The sequence below is a fragment of the Acinetobacter sp. YH01005 genome (assembly GCF_013420465.1).
GTDB lineage: Bacteria > Pseudomonadota > Gammaproteobacteria > Pseudomonadales > Moraxellaceae > Acinetobacter > Acinetobacter amyesii.
Genome location: NZ_VOYA01000006.1, coordinates 68,061 through 81,004, shown reverse-complemented (window position 1 = coordinate 81,004; position 12,944 = coordinate 68,061). Strand labels below are relative to the sequence as shown.

Below are 12,944 nucleotides of genomic sequence, written 5' to 3'. Positions count from 1 at the left end.
ATATCTTCCTATCAATTTGCCCAAAAAATCTGGATCGCCCAGATCGCGTATGCAAATACTGCAACAATCACTGCAGAAGTCAGCACTAAACGCAGACCGTTTGCTGAAGGACCCATTTGACGAGTAGTCACATAGTCAGTGAATACTTGCCACATACCAATCCAAGCATGCGCAACAAGAGATAAGACAGACAATAAAGATAAAATCTTCATTGGTGTTGTCATCATAAAGCCATACCATTGCTCAAAAGTGAATCCGCTATTGCAAAGGATCCAGCCCAGCACAACAATAGTATAAACAGCCAATACAACGGCACTTACACGTTGGATAAACCAATCGCGCGAACCTGATCCTGTTAAACCTGTAGCACTTTTCATTAGAGAACAATCCATACAAATGCTGCAACAATACCGATTGCAGACAAGATCAATGAAATAGTAGCTGCGATACGACCACTTTGAAGTTCTTCAGCAACGCCAAGATCTGCAAATAGATGCTTGATACCACCGATAAGGTGATAAATTAAGCCGGCTACAAATACCCATACGACAAAACGCACAATAAAGCTATCAAACACAGCTTGAACTTGCGCAAAACCTTCAGGTGAAGATAAAGATTTGTCTAAAATCCAAAGAAGGACCGGTACGAGTAAAAATACGATAACACCTGATAGACGGTGTAAAATTGATGCAATAGCCACAGGGGATTTTAAGTTTACGTCTAAAACTTGACCCATGGACAAATTGACAGGTCTGTTGCTTTTCACAGCGGGCATCCTGTAAGTAAAAACTCCATCCGGAGTTTGTTGGAATTAATTCGTAGGAAAGCTAGCATAGTCAGACATTACAATATAATAAACTCTGCAGCTGTCTGATCTTATAAACGACAGGGAATTATAAAACGTGAACTTTCAAAACACAAACGAAGACAATTAGGAATTTTGCAAAATATCCTTAAATAAGAATCATTAACAATAACTTTTCTAAAAACAAATACCTTATTTATCTAAGAAAATCAGACTATCTTGTTGGTTTTAATCAGTTAAATGTAAATTTCATTTATTGTTTTTGTGTGTATATGGTGATTTAAACTTTTAGACTAAAGATGAACAAATCTAAATCTTTCTTTTCCCACTACATTTTAAAATCTTCCAGCACATTCGCCAAGCCTTAATCATAAAAATAAATGTGCATCATTTTCTCAAATGATAAAACTCAAAGATCATGAAACGAAATAAGTACTTAGTCTGTGCATAAAAATCTCAGCAACAGCAAATCCGTTCAATAAAACACCATTATTTCCCATTCCAATGACAAAAATGATCATTTATTAGGCTGTTTAAGGCGTTTAATTAACTATTTTTTAACCAAACGAACTTTTTTTTAAGGGCGATTAAGTCGTTTTAATTATGAATAAGAAAACAGCAATTTAGAGCCACAGATGTGTGTAAGTTACGAAAATTATAATAATTTAATGAAATAGCGGTCTTGTAATTCATATTTGTTTCAGAGTTTTTAAGAATTAAAAATTGCTTACAATTAAGGCAATAGGCTTTTTTTAATCTGCACCTCCCCTGCAATTTGACTTATTATACTGCGTCGGCACTGTGATTTTACTCATTTTTTAAGCGGATGAATTGTGCTTCATTTCAATCAATGATCCTCAATTTATATCCATAAGTATAATTGACAAAATTTCAGTTCCCTCTAATCTTAGAGCAAATTTTTGATCCGTCTGATTCTCGCATTAAAAGATTAGTACTGAGTCAGATAAAACATTCACCAGGACAGGAGATCTATTGAATGTCTGAAGCAACTGGCAAAAAAGCCGTTTTACAGCTTGATGGCAAAGAAATTGACTTACCAATTTACAGTGGCACTCTAGGCCCAGATGTAATTGACGTTAAAGATGTGTTGGCCGCAGGTCACTTTACTTTTGATCCTGGTTTTGTCTCAACGGCTGCTTGTGAATCTAAAATCACTTTCATTGACGGCGGTAAAGGTGTTCTTCTACACCGTGGCTACCCAATCGACCAGCTTGCTACTAAAGCAGACTACTTAGAAACTTGCTACCTTCTTTTGAACGGCGAGCTTCCTACTGCTGAACAAAAACAAGAATTCGATGCTAAAGTTCGTAACCACACTATGGTTCACGATCAAGTTGGCCGTTTCTTCAATGGTTTCCGTCGTGACGCTCACCCTATGGCGATCATGTGTGGTGTTGTTGGTGCGCTTTCTGCGTTCTATCACAACGGTTTCGATGTTGAAAACATTGACCACCGCGAAATCACTGCTATTCGCTTAATCGCTAAAGTTCCTACTTTAGCTGCTTGGACTTACAAATACACAGTAGGCCAACCATTCGTTTACCCACGTAACGACTTAAGCTACGCAGAAAACTTCTTGTACATGATGTTTGCTACTCCTGCAGACCGTGATTACAAAGTTGACCCTATTCTTGCTAAAGCAATGGACCGTATCTTCACGCTTCATGCTGACCACGAACAAAACGCGTCTACTTCTACAGTACGTCTTGCTGGTTCTACTGGCGCTAACCCATACGCATGTATCGCTGCGGGTATCGCGGCTCTATGGGGACCTGCTCATGGCGGCGCGAACGAAGCTGTTCTTAAGATGCTTGATGAAATCGGCACTGTAGAAAACGTTGCTCCGTTCATGGAAAAAGTGAAAACTAAAGAAGTTAAACTTATGGGCTTCGGTCACCGAGTTTACAAAAACTTCGATCCACGTGCGAAAGTAATGAAAGAGACTTGTGACGAAGTGTTAACTGCACTTGGTATCAACGATCCACAACTTGCTTTGGCTATGGAACTTGAACGTATTGCGCTTTCTGACGAATACTTCATCAAACGTAACCTATACCCTAACGTAGACTTCTACTCAGGTATCATCCTTAAAGCGATTGGTATCCCAACAGAAATGTTTACTGTAATCTTCGCTCTTGCACGTACTGTTGGTTGGATCAGCCACTGGTTAGAAATGCACAGCGCACCTTACAAAATCGGTCGTCCTCGTCAGCTTTACACTGGCGAAACTCAACGCGATATCCAAGGTCGTTAATTCGAAAGAATTGTGCGAATCTAAAAACCGTCCCTTTGGGGCGGTTTTTTTATGCAGCTAGATATATTTTGCACTTTAAAACAGCCCTATCTGACTGAATTTTCCTGCTCAATCATTAGATAAAACGATGCCTCACAAGCTATAAAGTATGCTGTTTATTGCTGAGTATATTTTAAATCGCCATTTTCTAGAAAATCTCACACTGCTTCATCAGATATCGTCATAAAAAAAGCCTAATTCCACGTAGAAATTAGGCTGTAAACAAAAGGTTTAAATATTGATGATGCTTTATTTTGGCTTATTAAGTTAAGTAACTTTTATTAAGCAATATTCTCTAGGCAACCGACTCATAGTCTGTCAAGTCCACCTGTTTAAGACGCTGCTTTAACTGTTTCAGTGACCACGGCCAAGCTGCAAAATTGCGTCCATTGGCATCTAAGTAATAGCTCTTACAACCACCACTATTAAAGACTGTAGTCTGTAGATGTGTCTGCACTTTTGCATTGTGATACGCCAATACATTTGGCTTAATTTCAAGCCGCTGTATCTTCTCTTGTTTCATTTTTACCAAGGCATCAACAATATATCCAACCTGTGCTTCTGCAATACCAATGAATGAGTCATAAACCAAAATATTTGGCCCGAGCACCAAAAAGGCATTAGGTACTTGCGCGATACTGGTACCCAAAAACGCTTCAGGAGAACTGTTTTTCCAAAGTTCTGACAATAACTCCCCTTTGGCATTTTTTACACGTTGTCCAATCGGCGGATGAGAAACTTCAAATCCTGTGCCCCAAATAATGACATCGACTTCATGACGTTCACCATTTGCAGCGATGACGGTATTACCTTCTATTTCAACTAAACCATGTGGCACAAGTTCAACATTGGCTTGCTGCAACGCAGGATAATAGTTATTGGCAAATAAAAGACGCTTACAACCAATAGAAAAGTTTGGTGTTACTTTTTCACGTAATTCAGCATCTTGAATTTGTGTTTTCAACAACTGACGACCCAAATAATTCACAGGCTCTAACAGTGAAGGATTACGCAGCCCTAAATTAATACCATTTAATATACCGGCCACACTTTTGCGCCAAGTTTCTTGAACAGTCGGAAAACGGGTAATGATGCCTTTCGCACGGTCATTCAGTGGTAAATCTGCTTTTGGTAATACCCATGGCGCAGTCCGTTGAAACACCACCACATTTTTGGCAATAGGTTGAATCTGAGGAATAAACTGAATCGCAGATGCCCCCGTACCAATCACTGCAATACGTTTATCTTTTAAGTCATAGGCATGGTTCCATCGCGCAGAATGGAACATTTCACCTTCAAAGCTTTCAATACCTTTAATTTTTGGAATTTGCGGTTCAGTAATCGGCCCAGTGGAAAAGATCACTGTTCTTGCCGCATACTTACCTTTACTGGTCTCCAATTGCCATTGCTTTAATTGCTCATTCCATTCCGCTGCAATTAATTCACAATTGAACTGAATGTTGCGATACAGCGCATGCTGCTCTGCCACATCCTCTAAGTAGTTCAGAATCTCAGGTTGCTTGGCAAATAAATGACTCCATTTATGACTCGGAGCAAATGAAAAAGAATACAAAGCCGAAGGAACATCACATCCACAACCTGGATAGGTGTTGTCGCGCCATGTACCTCCCACACGATTGGCTTTTTCTAAAACCACATAATCTGTATAACCCCGTTTATTCATTTGATGAGCAGCAGCTAAACCTGATATCCCCGCACCAATTACAATGGTATCTTAGACACGCACTTGATTTTCTACGCTTGGTTTTTCTAGGCTAGGCTCTGACTCTGATTGGTCTTGTACTGCTTTTTTTGCTTTGGCAGAAGACGTTACAGTACGACGTACATTAGTTTGCGTTGTTGCCTTTTTAGTTTGAGTTTTCTCTTGATCTAATGCTTTTACATCTTCGTCATGTAATTGTGTCGGCATGTTCATGCTTTTGCTCCCGACTTTTTAATATAGTTGTTAAATAAGGGATAACCCACCCCCAATAAACGAGTATAGGTTTGCGGGGATAAACGCTTTAACCACCAAAATAATTTGGCATCAGGTTGCGGAATGGTATACAACTTCCCAGCATCTAAATTATTCAATGTCAAATTGACGACATCGTGGCTCGTCATAAATGCATGATTCATCAGCAGTTGATCAGCCAAGCCTGAATATCGATTGGGCAAGCGTCCATTTTTCATGATATTGGTCGGCACCAAGGTTGGGCACAGTACATTCACACGGATATTTGCCGATCGCAGCTCTGCCGATAAAGTTTCAGACAATGCCAACACACTCGACTTCGTCACGTTATATGCTGTCATTTCTGGTGCAGCAGTATATGCTGCAGCAGAAGCAACATTAATAATCGCGCCGCCCTGCTTATTTTGCTTCAGCTTGGGTACAAAATAATGGCAGCCATGCACCACACCCCACAAATTGACATGCATACACCACTGCCAGTCGTCTAAACTCAGCTCATCAAATTTACCACCCAGCCCGACGCCTGCATTGTTGATCACTAAGGTCACAGCATGTCCCATCAACTGCTCAGCTTGCTCTGACAATGCTTTTACTTCTTCAGCCTTACCGACATCACACTGCACTGCATATGCGTTTGATGAGGTCATGGATTGAATTTGATCCACCGTTTCTTGCGCTGCATCTAAATGAATATCTGCACAGACCACTGTTCCGCCACGACGTGCCAACTCCAAAGCGAAACTTCGCCCAATACCACTGCCTGCACCGGTGACCACTGCATAGGCATTTTCACTTGGCTTGTTCTTTTTTCCAAATAGACCCATGGTTTTGTCCTTTTATCGTTTTAATGCTGGGGTAAATTCTTTGACAAAATATGGTGTCAACACGCCATCAACAGGGTTCAACAAACGCTTTTTGTAATATTCAAGAAATGCAGAAGTGTCATGATCATTCGGGTGAAAACTTGGTCGTAAATAATCAAAAATATGCCCGAGGCTGCTGCCATAGACACCATCTTTTAGACCAAAAATCAGTTGGAAACTGCGCGGAACATCTTTCCAGTAGCTTAGGCTAATCAAGTTCGACGGTTTTCTGTAGAAAGGGACAATCGAAGCACCAATTGAAATCAAACCCAAAATGGTAATTAATGCAGGGAAAAAACCAGCAATACGTAAGGCATAATTACCTGATAATTCTTGATAAACATCATAGGCAATGTCTTTGTGTTCTGACTCTTCCAACATATGCCACATCCAAATGGCGCGTTGCTTTTCATCAATTGAACTAAAGAAAATTTCTTCATGATTCATCATGTATTCCGCAAGCACTGCGGTGAAATGCTCAATTGCCGCCATTAAAGATAATTTCATTGGCTGCGGCATACGCTCAAAGCCGTAAGCAAAAACATAATGTTCTAATTTTCTAAAAAATTGCACAGGCAAATTTCTTGCGCGATACGCTTCATTCATTTCTTCATGCATACGTGAATGAATGGCCTCTTGCCCAATCAACGACGTGACACGTTGTCTTAATACAGGATCTTGAATAAAGTCACGATGAAAACGTGCTGTATCGATCACCAAATCTTCGCCACGGGTTAAGAAAATAGATAAAGATGCAAAATAGGCACTGGCCAATTCTGCATTCATATAAAATTTTGCATCAATTTTTTCTGGTTCGAAATCAAATTTCATATGACGAATAGGAACAACGGCAGACTGTTTTGTTGGGTCAAAGACAGGGCCTGCAAATACGCGTGCTAACGTTTTTTTTATCGGTTGAAAAGCGCTCATGATTTTGCTCTCAATTTGGGTGTTTACCCTTCATTGACTTCATGTCGATTAAAGTAAAAACACATAGATTGAGGATCAAATTAAGAGAGATAGATCACTAGACCATTAGTAAAACCAACCTCTCGATTTGCAAAAATGCTCAAATATTTTCTTTGTCAGACAATCTTTAAAACATCGGTGTTGTATGGCTCAAAAGCTTGTCATTAAAGGTCATGGCGTATTTTGAGTGAGTGATGATTATTGGATTTTTTGCACTTCACCGGTCGCAGATTGATACACCCATTGATGATCAAACAGGCTGTCGTCTAAATGATCCAGTTTAAAATTACCGATAGCCACAGCATAGAATCCATTGCCCTGCTGCTTAAAATGTGTGATCTCTTGCATGAGTTCTTCAGTCAGTTGACCCATTATAAAGTCTGAAATCACCACCACATCGGCATGTACAAAATTCGGTTGTTTCAGCATATCCACGGCATGATTCATCGCAGGGATAATATCCGTCCCCCCATGAAATGACTGCCCTAAAAAGTGAATGACATCATCCAAAGCGCTGTTATGCTGTAAATTCAGCGCGGTTAAATTGGTCGAGAAATTCATCAAATACATCGCTCGCTTTTCTTTCAGCGCTCGAATGGATAAATATAGACAAATCGCTTTGGAAATCAGTTCAGGTTGTCCATTCATTGAGCCACTGGTATCTAAGCAGACAATCATCGGGCCTTTTTGTCCGACTCGACGCTGCGTATGGCGTTGGTCTTCGATAACCCGTCCTTGTTGCTGCCCTTGTCGATTAAAACTCATCAGGTTAGATTCTAAATATTTTAAATCAAATAAAACCTGCAAGTCTGGATCTGCTAACAGCGCCAATTCGCTAGGTAAAGCCATACTGAGCTCTTGTGCTAATTTAATTCCAGTAATTTCCTCTTGCGCCATCGGGGTGTGAATAAGCTGCTGTGGTTCTTGTTCTAACTGAGCAGAAATCCGCTTACGTGGCATATTCGGCTGTGCGCTTCCGATCATTTGACATAGACGTTTAAGCGCCCGATCTTGCTCGAGATAATTCGCCCATTGCTCAAAGTTCTGTACATCGTGCTCTGTTAATTGTCCTTTGGAATAGTCTAGAAAAATCCCAGTTTCAAACCCGACACTGTCATGGTGCTTGACCATTTTCGACAATGTCGCGAGAAAATCTTTGATTTCATCTAAAAAGGCATCTCGTTGTAAACGGAGCTGCTCAAACTCCCAATGTGCAATGGCTTCGGTCAATTTGCGCTGCCATTTGCCTTTAAATAGCTCTATTTGTAATTGACGCTGCTGCTTGGTCAGCAATGGCTGTTGGCTCTGTTGCCACATTTCAGTGAATTCTGGAATCCCTAAGGTTTGCATAAAGGCGGCATATTCAGCACGGAATTGAACAAAATCACCCTGTTCCCAATGCTTTAACGCAAGCCAATGTTCCAATTGCTGCTGCGCCACTGCATAGGGATGCTGCTGATCTAAACTCGACTTTGCCTGAAAAGCCCATTCCAGAATTTTTTGATCGAGCTTTTTTGCAACTTTATGATCATCCAACCAATGTTTTAAACTGGATTGTTTTAATTCATCATAAAGCTGCGAACTTAATTCATCGAGTGCCGATTGAGTTTGATGTCGTGTCAGTTTTAATTGCGACATAACTGTTCCAAACGCTCACAATCTTGCAACTGCAATTGATATTTTGCCAATTGCTGCTCAATAGATTGAATTAATTGTTGAATATCCTGTTCAGTGACAAAGACCGATTTAAACTGATGTTTTTGACTGTTAAAGCGTTCCGTTAACAGATCCAATTCTGTTTGAAACTGTGCTTTGAGCTGTTGAACTTCGTGTAACAGCTCATATTGGCTTTGTGCTGAAAGTGCGCTGCGCGGACTACCTTTGGTATGTTTTATATATGGCGTCACCACTTCTTCTAAGCCGTAATAGCCACCTTTTAACGTACACACTCTTGAACCATTAAAATTACATACGATGCCACGCACTTCTTCACCGGTATCATCTAAGGCAAAGAAGTCCTTTTTCGTATCCATTTTATCCAGTTCGAGATACAACAGTTTATCTTTATAGTGTCGATCTAGATTGGTCACTGCACGCAAGTAATCAGTGCCATGAATTAAATAACTCTCATACACATCATCGGTATAATAAAAATGATTGAGCACCCGCTGTTCAAGTGCATCCTTCTCTGCCACATGTTGTTCGAATTGCAAACCGTAATTTAAGCCATTTTCAGCCAATACTTCATCTATCTGCTGCGAAACAAAAGCAATGTCTTCAGGCTGATTCCATAAGCAATGTTTTAAAATTAATAGATCACTCAAAATCACTGATGGACGATCATTTAAAAATGCACAGGCTTTGACTAAATAAGCCACACGTTGCCAACGACGGTCAGAGACATAGACCACGTGATCTTCAAAGTTATGGTTGAGTCGAGTTTTAAGTTGATCAAACAGATTTAAAATCGAAGCGGGTAATTCCACCTGATATATCTGTTCCCGCCAATCTTGCAACTCGGCTTTTTTTATTTTTAAGGTCGCATCGACTTCAACACTGACTTGACTCGGCTTGGCCTGTAATAGTGCATGAAAGTTTTCTGCAACAGCAATCGGCGGCACTTCTAAACGCAAAATAAAACGATCATATAAGGCATCCAAACCTTGATTTGGTTCGGGAATTTCATTCGATGCACTGACCAAAACATTCAATGGAACTTTTTGAACAATGTCTCCATTTTTAAAACTCCGTTCATTCACCAAGGTCAGTAAAGTATTTAAAATTGCAGGGCTGGCTTTCCAAATTTCATCTAAAAAAGCAAAATCTGCCCGTGGTAAATAATGTTCTGTTTTACGAATATATTGATCTTCTTTTAAGGCTTTAATCGAAACTGGCCCAAAAATTTCTTCCGGCGTACTGAAACGATTCATCAAATATTCAAAATAGTCATGGACTTCAAAAGCAGAAGCGATTCGACGTGAAATCAAACTTTTTGCTGTGCCGGGCAAACCATATAAAAAGGTATTCATGCCCGCAACACCAGCCAACAAACTCAAAGCAATAATCTGCTCACGTTCATACATATTTTTGCTGATTTCAGAAATTAAAGTATTGATCCGTGCTTGCATCTGACTATCTGTTTGACCGAAAACTAAATTGTAACGCCCTAACTGTTTTTTCGCTGTAGCAGATGCAAAAATATCGCTTTTTAAATACAGCGCAACAGTGCGATATCTTTTTTTCAGGTTATAGTTAAACTGCACATCCCTTTGGAACTCTAGAAACTTTTCATCATGTTGCCTTTCTTTCCTATACTCATCCGACTGTTAAAACTTGAAGGTTTTAAATATCGATCCCTCACGGCAGGTGAAATATCCATGTGTCGCAGTGTGTTTGGGGATTTGATTCAATATGAGCAAGTGAAAGTGATGAATCACCCTTTTTTGCCTTGGCAATCGGCGCATGTGGTCATGGCACCTCAGGGGTATATCCATGCTCGAAATTTACTGTTTAAAGCGGACTATGCCAAAGCGTCTTTAGGATATCGCGCCCTGTTTATTCATGAGATGGCCCATGTTTATCAATACCAGCAGCAGATCAATGTTTTGGGTCGGGGTGCTGTTTTACAGATGGCGTATTTCTTTAGTTTTAAAAAATATAATCCTTACCACTATACCCTTAAACCACACAAAGCATTTTTTGACTACAACATTGAGCAACAAGGCGACATTGCTCGTGACATCTATTTAAAGCGAATAAAAAATATTATTTTATATCCAGAACTTGTTCATCAAATTGAGCTGTAAAGCGTCAATGCTCTTTGACGAATATTTATAGATAAAATTGAATATCGCCTGATCATTCTATTTCACACTAGTGCTTGGCCATTGACGCTATTTTAAGTACAAAAAAACAGCATTAATATTTACTTTATAGCACATAAGCTCAGCTAGGCTTTTAAAAGCTATGAATACCTCTAGTATCTCGCTTAAATTCAGATAAAATAGGTTCACCTTATTTTTTTGCTTTGCATCAAAACAAGTGAATTATCATACGATGATGGTGTTTTGTTTTCGCCTTTCGGCAGTATTTTTCGTATCTAAATACACTCGCTGAATAATCACAATAATACAAATCAGTGTGTTAAGTGTATTCACCTATAGGAATAGGATTTAGTTGGAATGAATAGTTTTAAAATTGCACTTGCTCAGTTCTCTCCGCATATTGGTAATCTAGAATCAAACGCAGCAAAAATGCTTCAACAAGCCAATGCTGCAAAAGAACAGAATGCAGATATTATTGTTTTTCCGGAACTTTCTACAGTTGGTTATCCTGCTGAAGATTTATTATTACGTCCAAGTTTAAATAAACGTACACAGCAAGCTTTTGAACAATTGGCGAGCGTTAAGGACATCGTTTTAGTCTTTGGTTTTGTGAATCAAACTGAAGATGGTCAGCGCTATAACTCTGCTGCTGTCATGAAAAATGGTCAAGTTCTCGGGATTTACAATAAACAAAATCTTCCAAACTATAGCGTTTTTGATGAAAAACGTTATTTCAGTGAGGGTCATCAACACCTTGTCTTTGAATATTTAGGTCATAAGTTTGGTGTGTTGATTTGCGAAGATGTTTGGGCATTACCAACTGTTCAACAGCTTGCTCAGTTAAATGTTGAAACCGCTTTGGTTTTAAATGCTTCACCTTATGAAGTTGGTAAACCACAGCATCGCATTGAAACCATGGCTGCATTGACCAAACAATTGAACATCAATTTGGTTTACTGTAACCAAGTGGGCGGTCAAGATGACCTTGTCTTTGATGGCACAAGCTTTGTGATGAACAATTCAGGTGAAGTTGCATTGCAAGCACCGAGTTTTGTTGAAGATCTATATATCGCAGAATACGATGCTGAACAAAAAGCCTTTAAAACAGGTGCAATCACCCCTGTATTAAATACCATGGCTGAAATCTACCAAAGCCTTGTGATCGCAACCCGTGACTACGTACAACGCTCGGGCTTCCCAGGTGTGATTTTAGGTCTATCTGGTGGTATTGACTCAGCATTAACTTTAGCGATTGCTGCCGATGCGATTGGCGCAGATAAAGTTCAAGCGGTCATGATGCCATATACTTATACTGCACAAATCAGTGTTGAAGATGCGGCTGAACAAGCCAAAAATATGGGCGTAACTTTTGGTATTGCCGAAATCAACCCGATTGTGAATGGCTTCATGCAAACCTTGTTCCCTTTCTTTGGCGATGCACCGACTGATGCGACTGAAGAAAACCTACAAGCGCGTTCTCGTGGTACGTTGCTAATGGCCTTATCGAACAAGTTCGGCAATTTAGTCCTTTCTACAGGGAACAAGTCTGAATTATCTGTTGGCTACTGTACATTGTACGGTGACATGGTCGGTGGCTTTGCAGTTCTTAAAGACGTTTATAAAACGATTGTATTTGAACTAGCAAAATACCGTAACAGCATTTCAGAAACACCAGTGATCCCTGAACGTGTGATTACTCGCCCACCTTCTGCGGAACTTCGTCCAGATCAGAAAGACCAAGACTCTCTACCTGAATACGAAGTATTGGATGCCATCTTATATGCCTATATCGAAGAAGACATGAGCCAAGATGACATCATTGCTAAAGGTTTTGATGCTGAAATTGTGAAAAAAGTCATCCGTTTGGTTGATCTAAACGAATACAAACGTCGCCAAGGTGCGATTGGTCCACGTATCAGCTCACGTGCATTTAGCCGTGAACGACGCTACCCAATCGTGAATGGTTGGAAACCGGGTATCTAATTACTCGATTCAAATCAAAAAGCCCAGTTCTATCACTGGGCTTTTTTTATAGGCGCAAAATACGTAGCAGTAAAAATAAAAAATAATTGAGATGTATTTCAAAAGTTAGGTCATCAAATAATGCAGTTAAAGATTTGAGTTCTCTTTTATTTCTACATAAACACCGTGAATAGATCATTTTATTAGTGCAGTAATTATTTCAATCTATTTG

The 12,944-nt window shown here is 39.7% G+C and carries 10 protein-coding genes and 1 pseudogene; 3 read left to right on the top strand and 8 right to left on the bottom strand.

Features of this window, described 5'->3' with window-relative positions; translation table 11 throughout:
* Positions 1 to 11: 11 nt before the first annotated feature.
* Together sdhD and sdhC are read right to left on the bottom strand one after the other, a co-directional pair.
* Complete coding sequence (sdhD, locus tag FTT72_RS05525) at positions 12 to 377, bottom strand: succinate dehydrogenase, hydrophobic membrane anchor protein (protein ID WP_078189907.1); 366 nt, start codon at positions 375 to 377, stop codon at positions 12 to 14.
* On the bottom strand, positions 377 to 775 hold the full coding sequence (gene sdhC / locus FTT72_RS05520; RefSeq protein ID WP_078192993.1) for a succinate dehydrogenase, cytochrome b556 subunit: 399 nt from the start codon (positions 773 to 775) through the stop codon (positions 377 to 379). Before sdhC ends, sdhD begins: the two co-directional genes overlap by 1 nt.
* A gap of 1,027 nt (positions 776 to 1,802) precedes the next feature.
* Here sdhC and gltA point away from each other — a divergent pair.
* Positions 1,803 to 3,080: a citrate synthase gene (gene gltA / locus FTT72_RS05515; protein ID WP_078189909.1), complete on the top strand. Its 1,278-nt coding sequence runs from the start codon at positions 1,803 to 1,805 to the stop codon at positions 3,078 to 3,080.
* A 334-nt stretch (positions 3,081 to 3,414) separates the two neighbouring features.
* Here the strand turns inward: gltA and FTT72_RS05510 are convergent.
* The 6 genes and pseudogenes from FTT72_RS05510 to FTT72_RS05485 all read right to left on the bottom strand — a co-directional run.
* Positions 3,415 to 4,854, bottom strand: a pseudogene (locus FTT72_RS05510) (flavin-containing monooxygenase); the annotation flags it as partial.
* On the bottom strand, positions 4,855 to 5,055 hold the full coding sequence (locus FTT72_RS05505) for a hypothetical protein (protein ID WP_180123713.1): 201 nt from the start codon (positions 5,053 to 5,055) through the stop codon (positions 4,855 to 4,857).
* Positions 5,052 to 5,918, bottom strand: a complete 867-nt coding sequence (locus FTT72_RS05500; RefSeq protein WP_180177995.1) for an SDR family NAD(P)-dependent oxidoreductase — start codon at positions 5,916 to 5,918, stop codon at positions 5,052 to 5,054. Before FTT72_RS05500 ends, FTT72_RS05505 begins: the two co-directional genes overlap by 4 nt.
* 12 nt (positions 5,919 to 5,930) lie before the next feature.
* A complete protein-coding gene (locus FTT72_RS05495) occupies positions 5,931 to 6,887 on the bottom strand; it encodes a metal-dependent hydrolase (protein WP_180177994.1) in 957 nt (318 codons plus the stop codon).
* Positions 6,888 to 7,124: 237 nt separating this feature from the next.
* Positions 7,125 to 8,564 carry a VWA domain-containing protein gene (locus FTT72_RS05490; RefSeq protein ID WP_180177993.1) on the bottom strand — a complete coding sequence of 480 codons (1,440 nt, stop codon included), beginning with the start codon at positions 8,562 to 8,564 and terminating at the stop codon, positions 7,125 to 7,127.
* The gene (locus FTT72_RS05485; protein ID WP_373686891.1) at positions 8,552 to 10,189 is read right to left on the bottom strand and encodes an AAA family ATPase; all 1,638 of its coding nucleotides are present in this window, start codon (positions 10,187 to 10,189) and stop codon (positions 8,552 to 8,554) included. The genes FTT72_RS05490 and FTT72_RS05485 overlap by 13 nt, the downstream gene beginning before the upstream one ends.
* A 30-nt stretch (positions 10,190 to 10,219) precedes the next feature.
* Here FTT72_RS05485 and FTT72_RS05480 point away from each other — a divergent pair, with 30 nt between their 5' ends.
* Together FTT72_RS05480 and FTT72_RS05475 are read left to right on the top strand one after the other, a co-directional pair.
* Complete coding sequence (locus tag FTT72_RS05480) at positions 10,220 to 10,732, top strand: hypothetical protein (RefSeq protein ID WP_218953472.1); 513 nt, start codon at positions 10,220 to 10,222, stop codon at positions 10,730 to 10,732.
* 375 nt (positions 10,733 to 11,107) lie between these two features.
* Complete coding sequence (locus FTT72_RS05475; RefSeq protein WP_180177992.1) at positions 11,108 to 12,733, top strand: NAD+ synthase; 1,626 nt, start codon at positions 11,108 to 11,110, stop codon at positions 12,731 to 12,733.
* The last annotated feature ends 211 nt before the right edge of the window (positions 12,734 to 12,944 follow it).

Coding starts and splice junctions, on each gene's coding strand:
- sdhD (WP_078189907.1), bottom strand. CDS start 377: ATGAAAAGTGCTACAGGTTTAACAGGATCAGGTTCGCGCGATTGGTTT.
- FTT72_RS05495 (WP_180177994.1), bottom strand. CDS start 6,887: ATGAGCGCTTTTCAACCGATAAAAAAAACGTTAGCACGCGTATTTGCA.
- FTT72_RS05490 (WP_180177993.1), bottom strand. CDS start 8,564: ATGTCGCAATTAAAACTGACACGACATCAAACTCAATCGGCACTCGAT.
- FTT72_RS05475 (WP_180177992.1), top strand. CDS start 11,108: ATGAATAGTTTTAAAATTGCACTTGCTCAGTTCTCTCCGCATATTGGT.
- gltA (WP_078189909.1), top strand. CDS start 1,803: ATGTCTGAAGCAACTGGCAAAAAAGCCGTTTTACAGCTTGATGGCAAA.
- FTT72_RS05505 (WP_180123713.1), bottom strand. CDS start 5,055: ATGAACATGCCGACACAATTACATGACGAAGATGTAAAAGCATTAGAT.
- FTT72_RS05480 (WP_218953472.1), top strand. CDS start 10,220: ATGTTGCCTTTCTTTCCTATACTCATCCGACTGTTAAAACTTGAAGGT.
- FTT72_RS05500 (WP_180177995.1), bottom strand. CDS start 5,918: ATGGGTCTATTTGGAAAAAAGAACAAGCCAAGTGAAAATGCCTATGCA.
- sdhC (WP_078192993.1), bottom strand. CDS start 775: ATGCCCGCTGTGAAAAGCAACAGACCTGTCAATTTGTCCATGGGTCAA.